The organism is Polynucleobacter sp. 80A-SIGWE, from assembly GCF_018882295.1.
GTDB lineage: Bacteria > Pseudomonadota > Gammaproteobacteria > Burkholderiales > Burkholderiaceae > Polynucleobacter.
The window spans coordinates 81,911-99,146 of record NZ_JACVOR010000002.1 but is presented as its reverse complement, the minus strand read 5'-3'; the positions used below and the strand labels follow the sequence as shown (position 1 = coordinate 99,146).

At 48.4% G+C, this 17,236-nt stretch carries 17 protein-coding genes; 9 read left to right on the top strand and 8 right to left on the bottom strand.

Annotation, left to right across the window (positions count from 1 at the left end; translation table 11 throughout):
* Window positions 1–8 precede the first annotated feature (8 nt).
* Complete coding sequence (galU, locus tag ICN25_RS05270; RefSeq protein ID WP_216179740.1) at window positions 9–899, top strand: UTP--glucose-1-phosphate uridylyltransferase GalU; 891 nt, start codon at window positions 9–11, stop codon at window positions 897–899.
* Between the two features lie 75 nt (window positions 900–974).
* Here galU and ICN25_RS05265 read toward each other — a convergent pair whose 3' ends face one another.
* Entirely contained in the window at window positions 975–1,202 is a 228-nt protein-coding gene (locus ICN25_RS05265; RefSeq protein WP_114692512.1) for a sulfurtransferase TusA family protein, read from the bottom strand.
* Window positions 1,203–1,210: 8 nt separating this feature from the next.
* On the bottom strand, window positions 1,211–3,835 hold the full coding sequence (gene alaS, locus ICN25_RS05260; RefSeq protein ID WP_216179738.1) for an alanine--tRNA ligase: 2,625 nt from the start codon (window positions 3,833–3,835) through the stop codon (window positions 1,211–1,213).
* Between the two features lie 123 nt (window positions 3,836–3,958).
* Between alaS and ICN25_RS05255 the strand changes: the two genes are divergently transcribed.
* The 3 genes from ICN25_RS05255 (at window position 3,959) to ICN25_RS05245 (ending at window position 7,799) form a co-directional block, all read left to right on the top strand.
* Complete coding sequence (locus tag ICN25_RS05255) at window positions 3,959–4,420, top strand: tripartite tricarboxylate transporter TctB family protein (protein ID WP_216179736.1); 462 nt, start codon at window positions 3,959–3,961, stop codon at window positions 4,418–4,420.
* Between the two features lie 19 nt (window positions 4,421–4,439).
* On the top strand, window positions 4,440–5,942 hold the full coding sequence (locus ICN25_RS05250; RefSeq protein WP_216179734.1) for a tripartite tricarboxylate transporter permease: 1,503 nt from the start codon (window positions 4,440–4,442) through the stop codon (window positions 5,940–5,942).
* A gap of 84 nt (window positions 5,943–6,026) precedes the next feature.
* The gene (locus ICN25_RS05245) at window positions 6,027–7,799 is read left to right on the top strand and encodes a glutamine--tRNA ligase/YqeY domain fusion protein (RefSeq protein ID WP_216179732.1); all 1,773 of its coding nucleotides are present in this window, start codon (window positions 6,027–6,029) and stop codon (window positions 7,797–7,799) included.
* Here ICN25_RS05245 and ICN25_RS05240 read toward each other — a convergent pair.
* On the bottom strand, window positions 7,780–8,667 hold the full coding sequence (locus ICN25_RS05240; protein ID WP_216179730.1) for an SDR family oxidoreductase: 888 nt from the start codon (window positions 8,665–8,667) through the stop codon (window positions 7,780–7,782). The two genes, ICN25_RS05245 and ICN25_RS05240, sit on opposite strands and share 20 nt — an antisense overlap.
* 36 nt (window positions 8,668–8,703) lie before the next feature.
* Here ICN25_RS05240 and ICN25_RS05235 point away from each other — a divergent pair, with 36 nt between their 5' ends.
* Together ICN25_RS05235 and ICN25_RS05230 are read left to right on the top strand one after the other, a co-directional pair.
* On the top strand, window positions 8,704–9,744 hold the full coding sequence (locus ICN25_RS05235; RefSeq protein WP_216179728.1) for a 2Fe-2S iron-sulfur cluster-binding protein: 1,041 nt from the start codon (window positions 8,704–8,706) through the stop codon (window positions 9,742–9,744).
* A 51-nt stretch (window positions 9,745–9,795) separates the two neighbouring features.
* The gene (locus tag ICN25_RS05230; RefSeq protein WP_216179726.1) at window positions 9,796–10,989 is read left to right on the top strand and encodes an acetylornithine transaminase; all 1,194 of its coding nucleotides are present in this window, start codon (window positions 9,796–9,798) and stop codon (window positions 10,987–10,989) included.
* A gap of 52 nt (window positions 10,990–11,041) precedes the next feature.
* Here the strand turns inward: ICN25_RS05230 and ispH are convergent, their stop codons facing one another.
* Window positions 11,042–11,983: a 4-hydroxy-3-methylbut-2-enyl diphosphate reductase gene (gene ispH, locus ICN25_RS05225; protein ID WP_216179723.1), complete on the bottom strand. Its 942-nt coding sequence runs from the start codon at window positions 11,981–11,983 to the stop codon at window positions 11,042–11,044.
* A gap of 3 nt (window positions 11,984–11,986) precedes the next feature.
* Window positions 11,987–12,433, bottom strand: a complete 447-nt coding sequence (locus ICN25_RS05220) for a peptidylprolyl isomerase (protein ID WP_216179721.1) — start codon at window positions 12,431–12,433, stop codon at window positions 11,987–11,989.
* Between the two features lie 42 nt (window positions 12,434–12,475).
* Between ICN25_RS05220 and radC the strand changes: the two genes are divergently transcribed.
* The 3 genes from radC (at window position 12,476) to rpmG (ending at window position 13,716) form a co-directional block, all read left to right on the top strand.
* On the top strand, window positions 12,476–13,159 hold the full coding sequence (gene radC, locus ICN25_RS05215) for a DNA repair protein RadC (protein ID WP_370624727.1): 684 nt from the start codon (window positions 12,476–12,478) through the stop codon (window positions 13,157–13,159).
* Window positions 13,160–13,303: 144 nt separating this feature from the next.
* Window positions 13,304–13,537, top strand: coding sequence for a 50S ribosomal protein L28 (gene rpmB / locus ICN25_RS05210; protein ID WP_011903570.1), 234 nt, complete (start codon window positions 13,304–13,306; stop codon window positions 13,535–13,537).
* A gap of 11 nt (window positions 13,538–13,548) precedes the next feature.
* A complete protein-coding gene (gene rpmG, locus ICN25_RS05205) occupies window positions 13,549–13,716 on the top strand; it encodes a 50S ribosomal protein L33 (protein WP_015421876.1) in 168 nt (55 codons plus the stop codon).
* A 78-nt stretch (window positions 13,717–13,794) separates the two neighbouring features.
* Here the strand turns inward: rpmG and ICN25_RS05200 are convergent, their stop codons facing one another.
* From ICN25_RS05200 to purN, 3 genes are read right to left on the bottom strand one after another with little or no spacing between them, the layout of a single operon-like run.
* Window positions 13,795–14,988 (bottom strand): fatty acid desaturase, encoded by a 1,194-nt coding sequence (locus ICN25_RS05200; protein WP_216179717.1) that lies wholly within the window; start codon window positions 14,986–14,988, stop codon window positions 13,795–13,797.
* Between the two features lie 28 nt (window positions 14,989–15,016).
* Complete coding sequence (locus ICN25_RS05195; protein ID WP_216179715.1) at window positions 15,017–16,606, bottom strand: RsmB/NOP family class I SAM-dependent RNA methyltransferase; 1,590 nt, start codon at window positions 16,604–16,606, stop codon at window positions 15,017–15,019.
* A complete protein-coding gene (purN, locus tag ICN25_RS05190; protein ID WP_216179713.1) occupies window positions 16,603–17,232 on the bottom strand; it encodes a phosphoribosylglycinamide formyltransferase in 630 nt (209 codons plus the stop codon). The genes ICN25_RS05195 and purN overlap by 4 nt, the downstream gene beginning before the upstream one ends.
* Window positions 17,233–17,236 lie beyond the last annotated feature (4 nt).

Here is a 17,236-nt window from a genome sequence, read left to right as displayed (position 1 = left end):
GATTCTCCATGCCATTACATTTCAGCTCCAAAAAGGTAACCAAGGCTGTATTTCCGGTTGCGGGATTTGGCACACGTTTTTTGCCAGCCACTAAAGCAAGTCCGAAAGAAATGCTCAATGTTGTTGATAAGCCGCTCATTCAGTATGCGGTTGATGAGGCCATTGCTGCCGGCATTACTGAATTAATTTTTGTCACTGGCCGCAGCAAACGTGCCATCGAAGATCACTTTGATAAGGCTTACGAATTAGAAGCAGCCCTTGAGGCCAAAAACAAACAAGACCTCCTGCATCTCGTACGCAGCGTCAAACCGGACAATGTTGATTGCGTATATATCCGACAATCTGAACCATTGGGCTTGGGACATGCCGTTTTATGCGCCGAGAAGCTGGTAGGTGATGAACCTTTTGCAATCATTTTGGCGGACGATCTTTTGGATGGACATCCTCCAGTGCTTTCGCAAATGCTAAAGGTTCATGAAGAGCAAGATGGCTCAGTATTAGCTGTTGAGAAAATTGATCCTTCCAGAAGTGGGTCCTATGGAGTTGTTTCAGGCAAAGAAGTTAGCAAAGGGATCTATCGCCTCGATGGCATCGTTGAAAAACCAAAACCCGCTGATGCCCCTTCTAATCTCGCAGTAGTAGGACGCTATGTGCTCTCATCAAAAATCTTTGATCACATCCGCAATGTAAAGCCTGGCGCTGGTGGAGAGATTCAGCTCACCGATGCCATTGCCGCCTTGCTTAAAGAACAGCCAGTATTTGCATATGAATATGATGGCGTGCGTTATGACTGCGGTAGCAAATTAGGCTACCTCAAAGCATCTGTAGACTTTGCTTTGCGTCACCAAGAAGTCGGTGAGGAATTTGCTGAGTACCTCAAAAGCTGGTCTCTAAAGTAATCCCGTGAAATAAAAGTAAAAAAGGCAGAAAGTGATTTCTGCCTTTTTCTTTGGTGCTGAGAGTTTCAGCGCGTCTTATCTTCTCTTGAGGAAGAAAACCAATACATCACCCTCTGTAGTACTGGAGAGAAGCTCGTTACCAGTCTGCTTTGCAAATGCAGGAAAGTCATGGGCTGCACCAGAATCCGTTGCCTTCACTTTGAGCACTTCGCCAGACTGCATTGTGGCTAAAGCTTTCTTGGTACGCAAAATTGGGAGCGGGCAGTTCATGCCAATGGCATCTACCTCGAGATTGAATTGGATGGCATCACTCACTTAGAAGCCACCCAGTCTTTTACGCCAGCTAAAGCCGCGCCCAACTTACTAGGATCGGTACCGCCAGCCATCGCCATCTCTGGCTTGCCGCCGCCTTTACCACCCACTTGCTGAGCCACAAAGTTCACCAAGTCGCCTGCCTTCACTTTGGCAATCGAATCTGCAGTCACGCCAGCAATCAAACTCACCTTATCGCCCTGCACAGAAGCCAAAACAATGGCGGCTGTTTTTAGTTTTGCTTTCAAAGCGTCCATGGTTTCGCGAAGAACTTGCGCATCCGCACCATCTAAGCGTGCTGCCAATACTTTCAGACCATTGACATCGATTGCTTGTGTTGCCAATTCATCGCCTTGGCTGGCAGCGAGTTTGGAATTCACTTTATCCAACTCACGTTCAGCCTGACGCAAACTTTCTTGCAACTGAGCAACGCGATTCACCAAATCACCCGGATGAGTTTTGAGGATGGTCGCTGCCTCATTAATCTTATCTTCTAAGCCTTGCAGGAAGTTCAATGCGTTTCTTCCGGTAACCGCCTCAACGCGACGAATACCAGCTGCAACGCCACCTTCAGAAACAATCTTTAAGCTACCGATGTCGCCAGTACGGCCAACGTGAGTGCCACCGCACAACTCTTTAGAGCTACCAATTTCTAGAACGCGCACCTCGTCACCATACTTCTCACCAAAGAGCATCATGGCGCCAGTCTTTTGCGCATCATCCAAAGACATTACTTTTCCAGAGGTCGCAGTATTAGCGAGGATCTCGGCATTCACAATGTCTTCTATCCGACGAATTTCTTGTGAGGTAATAGGTGCGTTGTGAGTAAAGTCAAAACGGGTTTTGCTAGCATCAACCAGGGAACCTTTTTGCTGTACATGGTCGCCCAATACTTCACGCAATGCTTTATGCAAAATATGCGTAGCACTGTGGTTGCGCATCGTTTCAGTTCTTTGTTCGATATCCACCAAGGCATTAATTGCATCGCCTACCTTGAGTTCGCCCTCTTGTACTTCACCTTGATGACCAAAGACATCAGCTTGAATCTTGAAAGTGTCTTCAACTGCAAAGCGTACCGCTTCATTACGCAACTCACCCTTATCGCCAACCTGTCCACCAGACTCAGCATAGAAAGGGGTGTTATCTAAAACGATCACAGCGGCATCGCCAGCTTTGACAGACTGCACAGCAGAGCCATCAACATAAAGCGCAGTTACTTTGGCGCCTTCGTGCTTCAAGGTATCGTAGCCATGGAACTGGGTTGGCTTGCCGGAGTACTCTAAGCCTTGAGCCACTTTGAACTTGCCAGCCGCCCTTGCTTGATCGCGCTGCTTTTGCATTGCCAAATCAAAGCCTTCAGCATCCACCGTGACATCGCGCTCGCGGCACACGTCCGCAGTCAAATCTAATGGGAAACCAAAGGTGTCGTGTAAACGGAAAGCGGTTTCACCATCAACCGTCTTGGCGCCACCTGCAAGCGCGCCCTCCAAGATTTCCATACCGTTAGCGATCGTCTGAAAGAAGCGCTCTTCTTCCTGCTTAATCACTTCACTCACTTTATCTTGTGCTGCCTGCAACTCTGGATAAGCTTGACCCATCTCTTTTACAAGAGCAGGAACGAGTTGATAGAAGAACGGTTTGCGTGCGCCTAATTTATAACCATGACGAATTGCACGACGTGTGATGCGACGTAGAACATAGCCACGACCAGCATTACCTGGAATCACGCCATCCACCACAATAAAACTACAAGCACGAATATGGTCTGCAATGACTTTAAGTGATGGACTCGTTGGATCGCAATTCTCACCACCAGCTGCATCAACAGCTTCCTTAGCTGCTTTGAGCAAATTAACAAAGAGATCGATCTCATAATTAGAGTGCACGTGCTGCAGAACTGCGGCAATGCGCTCAAGACCCATGCCGGTATCTACGCTAGGCTTAGGCAATGGATGCATATTGCCCGCTTCATCGCGATTGAACTGCATGAATACGTTATTCCAAATTTCGATGTAGCGATCACCATCTTCGTCAGGACTGCCTGGAGGACCACCAGCAATGTGAGGACCATGGTCATAGAAGATTTCAGTGCAAGGACCACATGGGCCTGTATCACCCATCATCCAGAAATTATCTGAAGCGTAACGAGCACCCTTGTTATCGCCGATGCGAATAATGCGCTCTGCCGGGATACCAATTTGCTTGTTCCAAATTTCATAAGCCTCGTCATCTTCTGCGTAGACGGTGACGAGCAGCTTTTCTTTTGGAAGCTTAAATACTTCTGTTAATAAACCCCAGGCAAACTGAATGGCATCTTTCTTAAAGTAATCCCCAAAAGAGAAGTTGCCCAACATTTCAAAGAAGGTGTGATGACGGGCTGTGTAGCCGACGTTATCCAAGTCATTGTGTTTGCCACCGGCACGAATGCATTTCTGGGCGGTTGTAGCGCGGTTATAGGGACGCTTATCAAAGCCTAAAAATACGTCCTTAAATTGGTTCATCCCCGCATTGGTAAATAACAGGGTAGGGTCGTCTCCAGGCACCACAGGGCTGGAAGGAACAATTTGGTGGCCTTTTTGGGCGAAGTAGTCCAGGTACGCCTGGCGAATTTGAGAGACTTTCATGCGAATAATTATCGCATTGGCACTAGTCAGGGGCAAACCCTAGGCAAAGCTCCTCAATCCTGCCTTACAATCCCGTAACATCAATAAATAGATCGGCATTTAAGTCGATATAAGGAGCTCAACTTGAAAATTCGCAATCAACGGGATTTTGGCGCTGGAATCATGTACATGGTTATCGGCCTATTCTTTACAGTGATAGCCACGCAGTACCCAATGGGCACTGCCGCCAAAATGGGGCCAGGTTACTTCCCCTTCTATCTCGGCATTCTGATGACCTTATTGGGGCTTTTGGTTCTCATTAAATCCATGGGTGCTAAAGCTGCAATTGAGTCCATCCCCAAGTTCAACTGGAAGATCATGGCTCAAATCACAGGCTCTGTGGTGCTCTATGGCCTGCTTCTCCCGCGTATGGGCTTCTTAGTGGCTGTGGTGGTCTTAGTACTTGTTTCCGCCAGCGCCAGCAAAGAGTTCACCTGGAAAGGCTCCCTACTCAATGCGGGCTTCCTAGTGATCTTTACTTATTCAGTGTTTGTCGTGGGCCTCAAGCTTCAGTTCCCACTCCTGCCTGTATTCCTACAACAATAACGAACCGGGACTCTGAAAAATGGATTTATTTGCTAACTTAGCCCTCGGTTTTGATACCGCCTTTACTTTACAAAACCTCATGTACTGCCTTATTGGCTGTATTTTGGGTACCTTAATTGGTGTTTTGCCAGGCTTAGGCCCGATCGCAACAATTGCGATGTTGTTGCCAGCAACCTATGCATTGCCTCCAATCGCTGCTTTGATCATGTTGGCCGGTATTTACTACGGCTCCCAGTACGGCGGCTCTACAACTGCAATTTTGCTCAATATCCCAGGGGAAACGTCCTCGGTGGTGACGGCGATTGATGGCTACCAAATGGCCAGAAATGGTCGAGCGGGCGTAGCGCTCTTTACTGCCGGCATGGGCTCCTTCTTTGCTGGTTGCGTAGCTACATTGGTTTTGGCTGCTTTTGCTGCTCCACTCTCTCAGCTAGCCTTTAAGTTTGGCCCTGCCGAATACTTCTCCCTAATGGTTTTAGGGTTAATTGGTGCGGTCGTGCTGGCCTCAGGCTCTTTGATCAAGGCGATCGGCATGATCATCCTAGGCCTCTTGATGGGCTTGATTGGTACTGACGTGAACTCAGGCGTATCCCGCTATGCATTTGACATCCCTGAATTGAGTGACGGTATTGGCTTCGTAGCCGTTGCAATGGGTGTGTTTGGTTTTGCAGAAATCATGGGCAACCTTGAAAAGACTGGTGACGACGAGGGCTTCCTCAATAAGCTCACCAGCATGGTTCCTACCAAACAAGATATCAAGCGCATGGTTCCATCCATTTTGCGCGGTACTACTATCGGCTCAATTTTGGGAATTCTGCCGGGCGGTGGTGCAGCTTTGGCAGCCTTCGGCGCCTACTCAGTTGAGAAGAAATCCTCCAAGTACAGCCATGAGTTTGGCAAAGGTGCGATTGAGGGTGTAGCAGGTCCTGAAGCAGCAAACAATGCTGCAGCTCAAACCTCTTTCATTCCATTGCTCACTTTGGGCATCCCACCAAACGCCGTGATGGCTTTGATGGTTGGTGCGATGACGATTCATAACATTCAGCCAGGTCCACAAGTGATGACCAGCAACCCAGCTTTGTTCTGGGGTCTGATCGCATCCATGTGGATTGGTAACGTCATGTTGATTCTCTTGAACTTGCCACTCATTGGTATTTGGGTAAAGCTCTTGAAGATTCCTTATCGCTTCCTATACCCAGCGATTCTGGTGTTCTGCTGTATCGGCGTTTACACCGTAAACAACACCGTATTTGATGTCTATGTAACTGCAGGCTTTGGCTTGATTGGTTACTTATTCTTCAAACTCGGTTGCGAACCTCCTCCATTGCTGCTCGGCTTCGTGCTCGGACCAATGATGGAAGAGAACTTCCGTCGCGCCCTATTGTTGTCACGCGGTGATTTCTCAACATTCGTAACCCGCCCACTATCTCTAGGCCTGCTCATCGCAGCAGCCCTCTTGGTTGTGATCGTGGCTCTGCCTGCGGTTAAGAAAACCCGTGAAGAGGCTTTCGTAGAAGATTAATTCTCGAACGCTTCCCAGAAACGAGCCCGCAGCAGTTTGCGGGCTTTTTTCTTTATAGGCAGGGCTTTTCTCTACAATGGGCGCATGTCCCAAGATAGCAAACCATCCAAATCGCCTGCCGGCACTGTTGCTGAGCCCTCTAACTTTTTGCGCCAGATCATCGACCATGACCTGGCGAGTGGCGCCTATCAGAACCGAAGCGATCGCAGTGGTCAAGCCATCCCATCCATCATTACGCGTTTTCCACCAGAGCCTAATGGCTACCTTCATATTGGTCATGCCAAAAGTATCTGCTTGAACTTTGGTTTAGCTGCGGATTACAACAATCAAGCGGGTGGCGCACGTTGCAATATGCGCCTGGACGATACCAATCCAGTTAAAGAAGATATTGAGTACGCTGACAGCATTCTGGATGCCGTTAAATGGTTGGGATTCGATTGGGGCACACACCTTTATCACGCAAGTGATTACTTTGACCAACTCTATGAGTTTGCGGAAATTCTGATTCAGAATGGCAAAGCCTATGTAGATAGTCAGAGTGCAGATGACATTCATACCAATCGCGGCAACTTTGGCCAAGTTGGAAAAAATAGTCCTTACCGCGATCGCACGCCCGATGAGAATCTGGCTTTATTCCGCGAGATGCGTGATGGCAAATTCAAAGATGGCGAACATGTACTGCGCCTGAAGATTGATATGGCGCATCCGAATATTGTGATGCGTGACCCCGTGGTTTATCGCATTCGTCACACCGATCACCACCGCACCGGTAGTAAGTGGTGCATCTATCCTTTATATGATTTCACGCACTGTATTTCTGATGCGCTGGAAAATGTTTCACACTCCATCTGCACATTGGAGTTTGAAAATAATCGCCCGCTCTACGACTGGATCGTAGCTTCACTGGCAGAGCTAGGGATCTTCAAAAATCCCGTTCCTCATCAATACGAATTTGCCCGCCTCAACTTAACTTACACCATCACCAGCAAGCGCAAGTTACTGCAATTGGTAGAAGAAAAACATGTTGACGGTTGGGATGACCCGCGGATGCCAACTATCGTAGGTATCCGACGCAGAGGTTACACACCAGAGAGTATTCGCTTGTTCTGTGAACGCATTGGCGTTTCTAAAGCAGATAGCTGGATTGATATGAGCACTCTGGATCAAGCCTTACGCGATGATCTGGAGGCCAAGGCCCCACGGGCCACAGCGGTTCTCAAGCCACTCAAACTCGTGATTGAAAACTTTGATGCTTCCGCAAGCGAGCCTTGCTCCGCTCCGCGCCATCCACAATATCCCGAGTGGGGCAATCGCGAGTTTCATTTCACAAAAGAATTGTGGATTGAAGAAGATGACTTTATGAAGGAACCTGTTAAGGGATTCTTTAGGCTTTATCCACCGATTGGTGATCAGCCCGGTGGACGCGTGCGCCTACGTCATGGCTTTGTGATCGAGTGCACCGGCTTTGAAGTAGATGCAAATGGTAATGTGATTCAAGTGAATGCGACCCACTTCCCCGACAGTAAGAGCGGCACTCCCGGCTCAAATAATTACAAGGTGAAAGGCAACATTCATTGGGTTAGCGCAGCAGAAGCTGTGCCTGCACAAGTGCGTCTCTATGACCATCTGTTTAATGACCCGCATCCGGATAGTGGCGATAAAAATTTCCTTGATGCGATCAATCCAAGCTCTAAGCAAACGATTACTGCGTACTTAGAGCCTTGCATGAAAGACGCTAAAGCAGAAGATCGTTTTCAGTTTGAGCGTCATGGTTACTTTGTTGCGGACCAAGGTGACTCCAAACCAGGTCAACCAGTATTTAATCGTACGGTCGGACTTAAGGATTCTTGGAAATAGTTTTTAGAAACTCTGCCACGCTCGGATAGCGTAGCGGGGTTTTTAATTCTGCTAGTCGCGTATTCGTGACGCGTCGTGACTCCCGCATAAACGACCACAACATCGGGGATACGATTTTCTCCAACTGCTCAGCTGGCAATCTTGGTGGTCGATCTAAACCAAATGCATCAGCTACTTCATCAAAGTAATCACCCATCTTGGTTTCACCGCCGTCACAGGCATTAATGACACGTTGTGGTTTACCGTGATACACAGCAGCACAAATCAATCTCGCCAAGTCATCACTTTGAATATGGTTTGAGTAGGCATCCTGAGTTGCAATTAAGGCAGGCGTTCCTGCTTGAATGCGCTCAACTGGCAATCGATCAAGGGCATAAATGCCCGGCACACGCAGAATGGTGAGAACTACGCCATGAGAGGGAGCCCAAAGACCTAGGCAGTTTTCTGCGTCCACTCGTCGCTTGGCTCGCTCGCTTTGGGGATTCACGGGTGTCACTTCACTCACCCTCTCACCCGCATGATCCCCATACACACCGGTAGTGCTCACATAAATCAAGCGCCCAACAGTATCTGAGCCTTGGGATAAAATTCGCAAGAGGTTGCGAGTTCGGCAATCACGATGACCTGTATTTTGGGGTGGTGCCAAGTGGATTACGGTTTGTGCCAATCCACTTAAGCGCCACAAGCTATCGGGCTTATCCAGATCCCCCAAAATCGGAATCGCGCCAACCGCTCTCAACTCCTGAAAACGTGCTTTCTGGGAAGTTAAGGCATATACGCGATGACTATGGGCAAGTTGCTTGGCAACACGAAGGCCAATGTCGCCGCAGCCGATGATTAGGATTCGAGATTTACCAAAAGATTGCATAGGTCACATCGTAACGATTTATTGAAAGGAATGAGAGTGTCTTACCAAGTCACGCTCAAGGCGAGCGGCAAACAATTTACTGTCCAGAAGGATGAAACCCTACTTGAAGCAGCGCTACAACAGGGCATTACCCTTCCCTATGGCTGTAAAAACGGTGCCTGTGGTTCTTGCAAGGGCAAGGTGCTGGAAGGTCAAGTAGAGCATGGCCAACATAGTGTTGCTGCTTTAAGCCCTGCTGATGAAGCTGCTGGGGGCACCTTGTTTTGCTGTGCCCACCCTAAATCAGACCTCCTCATTGAAGCACGCGAAGTTCAAGGTGCTGGCGATATCGCTATCCGCAAGGTTCCCTGTCGCGTGAACACCATTACAAAACCGAGTGCCGATGTAGCGATTCTGAAATTGCAATTGCCAGCTGCTGAGCGCTTTCAATTTCTGGCTGGGCAATATTTAGAGTTCCTGCTTAAAGATGGGCAACGTCGCGCTTATTCCATTGCCAACGCCCCCGATCAAGAAGGTCCTCTCGAGCTACATATTCGCCACTTACCAGGCGGACTCTTTACCGATTTTGTTTTTGGTGCGAAAGATCCAGCGCTAAAAGAAAAAGATATTCTGCGTTTTGAAGGGCCTTTAGGCAGCTTCTTCCTCAGAGAAGATTCCAAGAAGCCCATTATTTTTGTTGCGGCAGGCACTGGTTTTGCACCAATCAAGTCTATTGTTGAGCAAATGCAGCTCAAAAAGATTCATCGCCCTATCCACCTGTATTGGGGCGGTCGTCGCCCGAACGATCTCTACCTCAATGAACTCTGCCAGTCATGGGCCAAAGAAATTCCTGACTTCAAGTTCATCCCGGTTATTTCTGATGCCCTTCCAGAGGATCAATGGACTGGACGCACGGGTTTTGTACATCAAGCTGTGATCGCCGACCATCCTGATATGAGCCCTTACCAGGTCTACGCCTGTGGTGCGCCCGTCATGGTCAATGCAGCCCGCCAGGACTTTGCGTCACAGTGCAAGCTACCTGCAGACGAATTCTTTGCAGACTCCTTTACCAGCGCAGCGGATCTCGCCACCAACTAAGTTACTAAGCGTGATAATAGAAACCTCAATTGACCTCACTTTGCACACGATATGAATAAGCCAGCCCAATCCGTAGATGCCCATTCAGTGATGTTTATTACCCCACGACCAGAAGTAGCAATGGTTGAGGGTAAAGGCTCATGGCTCACCGATAACAATGGCAAGCGCTACCTGGACTTTTTGCAAGGTTGGGCAGTGAACTGCTTGGGCCATAGCAATCCCGGCATGATTGAAGCGCTGAATGCACAGGCTAAAAAACTCATTAATCCAAGTCCGGCTTTTTATAACGAGCCGATGATTCGCCTATCGAATCTACTGACTGATAACAGCTGCTTTAATAAAGTATTTTTTGCCAATAGCGGCGCCGAGGCAAATGAAGGCGCTATCAAGCTGGCACGCAAATGGGGTCAGCTCAATAAGTCAGGCGCCTTTGAAATCATTACCTTTGATCACAGCTTTCATGGTCGCACCTTAGCGACGATGAGCGCATCTGGAAAGCCAGGCTGGGACACGATGTTTGCTCCACAAGTTCCAGGTTTTCCAAAGGCGGATTTAAATGATTTGGACTCCGTTAAAAAACTGGTAACCGATAAAACGGTCGCAGTAATGCTTGAGCCAGTCCAGGGTGAAGGTGGCGTAATTCCTGTCACCAAAGAATTTATGCAAAGCCTGCGTAAGTTCACTAAAGAAAATAATATTTTGTTGATCGTGGATGAAGTGCAGGCTGGCTGTGGTCGCACTGGAAAACTGTTCGCCTATCAACATTACGGCATCGAACCAGACATCATGACCCTTGGCAAAGGCATTGGTGGTGGTGTTCCATTGGCAGCACTGATGGCGACCGATGCTGTCGCTTGTTTTGTACCCGGCGACCAAGGTGGCACCTATAACGGCAATCCACTCATGACCGCAGTAGGCATCAGCGTCATCGAGCAATTACTCGCACCAGGATTTTTGGATGCAGTCCGTGCAAAGGGTGAATTGCTCAGCAAAGAATTGCTTTCCATCTCAGCAGAATTTAATCTGAATGGCGAGCGTGGCGAAGGACTATTGCGTGCACTGATGTTGAGCAGTGATATTGGTGGCAAGCTGGTTGAGCTAGCTCGCGATAGAGGTCCAGAGGGATTGCTAATTAACTCACCAAGACCTAATCTGTTGCGCTTTATGCCAGCACTAAATGTATCTGATGATGAAATCCGCCAGATGTGCAACATCTTGAGAGAGTTACTCAAGCAAGTTGTCTAGAAACAATTGGGTGCGATGTAATAAAGGGGCTTTTAGCCCCTTTATTTTTTAGCTAGCCAACTAAATTCTTTGGTAGCGAGAATGTAACGTCTTCGACAACGCCCTCTAGATTACGAATACTGCGAGGGCCGAATTCTTGAATCTTTTCCACAATCGCGAGCGCTAGACTTTCAGGGGCTGACGCACCCGCAGTGAGGCCCACTCGCTTCTTACCCTCAAACCATTGGGGTTCAAGCTGCTCTGGCGCATCGACCATGTAAGCAGGTACGCCCAGTTTTTCAGCTAATTCACGCAAGCGATTCGAGTTCGAACTTGCTTTGCTTCCCACCACAATAACTACCTCAACTTGAGGCGCCATAAATTTCACAGCATCTTGGCGGTTTTGAGTGGCGTAACAAATATCTTGCTTACGTGGCTGAACAATATTTGGGAATTTTTGGGTTAAAGCATCGACGATTTCTTTCGTCTCATCTACGGAGAGTGTGGTTTGCGTTACAAAAGCAATTTTTTCATTCTCAGCAAAAGGCAGCTTAGCAATGTCCGCCACCCTTTCAATCAGATGCACACCTTCTTTTACCTGCCCCATCGTGCCCTCAACTTCGGGGTGCCCAGCATGACCAATCATCAAGACTGTGAAACCATCTTTGCACATCTTGACGACCTCAAGATGAACCTTAGTCACCAAAGGGCAAGTGGCGTCGTACACCTGCAGTCCACGTGCCTCGGCATCCTTACGCACCTCTTGAGAAACGCCATGAGCGCTAAACACGACGATGCCACCCTTAGGCACTTCATGCAGCTCATCAACAAACACAGCACCTTTTTCACGCAGGCCGTTCACGACATAGGCATTGTGAACAATTTCATGGCGAACATAAATCGGTGCACCAAAGCGTGTCAGCGCTTCATTGACGATATTGATTGCCCGATCAACACCCGCACAAAAGCCGCGGGGTTGAGCCATCAGAATTTCTGCTGGGACTTGATTACTCATTCGTTAAAGAATCGCAATGATTTCTGCTTCGAAGGTGACAGGCCTTCCGGCAAGCGGATGATTGAAATCAAACCAAGCGCCCTCTTCATTAATCGATTGCAATACACCGGCATATTGCGCGCCACCAGGCGCATTGAATTCAATCACGTCACCAGGATTAAATTCCACATCATCATCGCGACCTTCTTTGAGCGCGCCCAAAGAAACCCACTGAATTAATTCTTCCTTGCGCTCTCCAAAACTTTCCTCCGGAGGCAACAAGGCGCTTTTCTTTTCACCCACAGCCAATCCGATCAACACCTTTTCAAAACAAGGCGCAAATTGTCCAGAACCCATCAACACCGTCGCAGGGCGATCGATAAAAGTATTGATGTAATCATCCCCGCTAGGCAAAGTCAGCCGATAGTTGAGAGTCAGGAAGGAGTTGGGCAAAACCGTAAGCTTAGTCATAAGGTAATTGTATCTAGGCCCGACCCCAGCGTGCACTCGCCCATCACGGACTGGCCAAAAATGGATCAGCCCCGGGAGAAACTCCGCGCCCTTGGGGCAGCAGCACTGAGCGATGCTGAGCTGCTTGCGATCTTTCTACGAGTTGGCTTCAAAGGTAAATCTGCGGTGGCTTTGGCGGAGGATCTTCTCCACCATTTCGACAATTTGCCGCGCTTACTGTCCTGCACACCAGAAGAATTAACCCAGATTCATGGCATGGGTATTTCCAAGTGGTCGCAAATTCAAGCCGCTTATGAGCTCGTGAAGCGCAGCCTCGAGGAATCTCTTTCCCAGGACTCGGTTTTTTCATCGCCCGGGTATGTCAAAGAGTTCTTGCAAGCCCGATTTGGGCGCCTGCCACATGAAGTCTTCCTATGCCTGCATCTTGACTCCCGCCTGCACCTGATTGAGTGCCAGGAGCTCTTTAGAGGCTCCCTGACCCACACGGCCGTCTACCCCCGAGAAATCCTCAAGGAGGCCCTGGCAAGGAACGCCAGCGCCCTTATCGTGGCCCATAACCACCCAAGCGGAAATCCACTTCCCAGCATAGCCGACCAGGAATTGACCAAGATGCTGTCTAAAGCCTTGCAAATGGTGGATATTCCCCTCTTAGACCATTGCATTGTTAGTGAGAGCGGTTTTTTCTCATTTTCAGATGCAGGCCTTATGAAAAATGACTTTAATTAGAAGTAATCACTAACTTATTGGGCAATTTTGCTCAGTATTGGCAGCTAGATAGCTCAATCCTTAAAACTAAAGCCAATTAGGGGTAGATCAAAGTGCTCGGAGACTGATACAATCTTCTTTTTTCGCAATTAATGGAGTTATGTCATGGCAAAAGTTTGCCAAGTCACTGGGAAGAAGCCGATGGTTGGCAACAATGTATCCCATGCAAACAATAAAACGAAGCGTCGCTTTTTGCCGAATTTGCAAAACCGTCGTTTCTGGGTTGAATCTGAAAACCGTTGGATTAGCTTGCGCTTAACCAATGCTGGTTTGCGCGTTATCGACAAGAACGGCATTGATGCTGTGTTGTCTGATCTCCGTGCACGTGGCGAAATTTAAGGAGCGCACAAATGGCTAAAGGCGGCAGAGAAAAAATCAAATTAGAGTCATCAGCTGGTACTGGTCACTTCTATACAACTTCAAAAAACAAGCGTACAAAGCCTGAGAAAATGGAGATCATGAAATTCGATCCAACCATTCGCAAGCACGTTGCTTACAAAGAAACAAAGCTCAAGTAATTTATCGATTCGATATTTATTTGCAGCAAATAAAAAACCCGCTACATCAGCGGGTTTTTTATTACCTAGATTTTTCTCTTAAGCGTAGCGACGCAATCTCAATGAGAAGTCGCGCAAACTCGAGAGGCCACTTTCTTCTGCACGCTGACACCAGGCGTGCAATTGAGAAACCAATTGATCACCCGTGGCATTAGAGCGACTCCAGATCGCCTGCAAATCACGACGCATCTCAATCATCTTTCTTAGCTGCGCATTCGTTGCCATCAGCTCTTCCAGTTTAATTTTTTCATCCGCAGTCAAACGAGACTCATCTTTGCCCAACCAGGCGCGCGCGTCCTTTAAATGGGCAGCCAAGACTTGCATGTGTTGAACTTCATTACTAAAGAATGTACCCAGGGTCTTGCTATAGCGCGCCATGATTTCATAACGGTTAGCAATGATAGCCTCGAGCGTACCTTGATCAGCAGGACGTAAGTCACTTAGCACTGGCCTCGGAGAAGTCTTCTTCACTTTGGCCAAGCCCACGGCACTCATCATCTGAATGTACATCCAACCAATATCAAACTCGTACCACTTGCTAGAGAGCTTAGCGCTTGTAGCAAAGGTGTGATGGTTGTTATGTAACTCTTCACCACCAATCAAAATTCCCCAAGGGAAAATATTTCTTGAGGCGTCCTCGAAATCGTAATTACGATAGCCCCAGTAGTGACCAATGCCGTTAATAATTCCAGCAGCAGTAATTGGAATCCACAGCATCTGTACTGCCCAGACTGTTAAACCAATTGCGCCGAACAAGAACACATCGATGATCAACATCAAAGCAACGCCTTGCCAAGAAAACTTAGAATAGATATTGTGCTCGAGCCAATCATCCGGCGTGCCATGACCAAACTTATCTAAGGTCTCTTGATTGCGTGATTCTTTTTTGTACAACTCAGCACCGCGAGAAAGTACGGTCTTGATACCGAGAACTTGCGGGCTATGTGGGTCATCCACAGTCTCACACTTGGCGTGGTGCTTGCGATGAATCGCCGCCCACTCCTTAGTGACCATGCCCGTTGTCAGCCAGAGCCAAAAGCGGAAAAAATGCGACATGATGGGATGCAACTCCAAAGCACGATGCGCCTGGCAGCGATGCAAAAAGATGGTGACGCTAGCAATAGTGATGTGGGTAGCGACCAGCGTAAAAACGAGGATCTGCCACCAAGCCCAATCTAAGTAGCCATTAGCAAGCCAACCAAGAAATGCATCAAAACCTGAAACTGTATTCAAAAGGGTGTCCCCGAAGAGGTCTAAACCTTTATTTTAGTTCTTTAACGGCTTTCTTGCTTTTGACTTTTACCGACTTTTCGTCATCTTTATCGACAGTTACTGCAGAAACAGCCGCTTTTTTCTGAAAAACGGCGCCAAAGAAGCCATCTGTACCGTGAATATGGGGCCATAACTGCCACCAAGGGTTATCAGGACTGCATCCCAAAGGTATTTTATCCTTTGGAAACAATGGCTTAAGAACTTCAGCCGCAGGAACAGCCTCGAAATTAGGGTGCTTTGCTAAAAAATCTTCTGCAATTTGCTGGTTTTCTTGTGGCAATAGGCTGCAGGTGGCATAAACCAAGCGACCACCTGGCTTGAGCAAGCGGCTTGCGGAGGCCAAGATATTCATCTGCTTTTGATTGAGCTCCAGAACGCCTTCTGGGGTCTGACGCCATTTGAGATCGGGGTTACGGCGCAAAGTGCCCATACCGCTACAAGGGGCGTCCACTAAAACACGGTCAATCTTGCCGGCTAAGCGTTTGATCTTGGAGTCGTTCTCACTATCAATCCATACAGGGTGTACGTTAGAAAGGCCGCTACGAGCTTGTCGTGGCTTCAAATTGGCTAAACGACGCTCAGATGTATCTAGGGCATACAAACGGCCTGTGGAGCGCATGATTGCCCCAATCGCCAAAGTCTTGCCACCAGCACCAGCACAAAAGTCCACCACCATCTCACCACGTTTAGGGGCGAGCAAATAAGCCAACAGCTGACTGCCTTCATCCTGAACCTCAAACATCCCTGCTTTAAAGCCAACCGTATTTTGCAAAGCAGGCTTACCCATGATGCGAACACCATCAGGAGCATACGGAGTTGGGATTGCTTGATAGCGACCACCAAGAGCATTCATCTCCGCAAGCAATTGCTCGCGAGTTGTCTTCATGGTGTTTGCGCGCAAATCTAAAAGGGCTGGATGCATGAGTGATTTAGCCAATTCTTCACGTGACTCTTCACCGGGATATTTTCCAAAAGCATCCCATAACCATTCAGGCAAATTATTCCGAACCAAGGGATTAAGTGCTGATGGATCGACAGTTGCAAAACGTTGCAACCACTCGTACTCACCTGTCTTTAATACGTGGGCCAAGTCAGCAATCGCGCTCTCAGCACGGTTGGCAGAACCCAAACCACCTTCAGACAAAGCAGACAGCAAACCCAATAGGGCTAAGCGTCTAGCCTGTGAACCCTCACCACTTGAAGCGAACTGTGAGAACTCATTTTTACGACGCAAGATAGCAAAAGCACTTTCAGCAATTAAGGCGCGATCACGATTACCTAGCTGCGGCTCAGAACGGAAATACCGACTCACAACACGATCTGCCGGTTGTTCAAAATTCAACAACTCTGGAAGCAAACGCTCCAAATGAATTGCATGCTGAGGCAACGCCTTGGCATTAGAAAAGTTTTTTTGGCCTTCGGGCGCAATGATGTTGCCACTTGCATTTCGACGCTCTGGGCGACGCAATGGATCTTTAGATTTGGCTGCGTAACTCTTTTGTGGGCCTAAGCGTGATCCAGATCTGGACCCGGATTTACTACCAGCGCTAGCTCCGCGGGATGAACGTTCTTTACTCATAATTTTATTAATTGCGACTCCGGTGGTTGAACCTGAACTTGATTACCTACTATTCGCAATCGTCCATCTAGGAACCATTTTACGGCCCGCGGGTAAATCTGATGCTCAGCAGCCAAAACTCGTGCCGCCAAACTATCCGCGTCATCACCCGGAAGCACTGGAACTGAGGCTTGGCAGATGATCGGGCCTTCATCCACACCCTCGGTTACAAAGTGCACGCTGGCTCCATGTTCAGCTACGCCAGCCTCTAAAGCCCGCTCATGGGTGTGCAAACCCGGGAAGGCTGGTAGCAAGGCGGGGTGAATATTGATGAGTCGACCCTCAAAATGACGAATAAAGCTTGGGGTCAGAATGCGCATAAAACCCGCTAATACGACCAAATCCGCACCCAATTCATCGATTTTCTCGATGAGGGCAGCATCAAAGGACTCACGCGTGGCATGCTCTTTGTGCTCAATAGCAAAGGCAGGGATACCCTGGGAGCGAGCAAAATCAAGGCCCCTAGCTGCAGAGTGATTAGCAATCACCCCTGCAAAAGTGACGGGCCACTGCTCTTTTTGAGCTGTTTTGACGATGGCCTCGAAATTGGATCCGCGGCCTGAGATTAAGGTGACGATAGATGGCATGCCC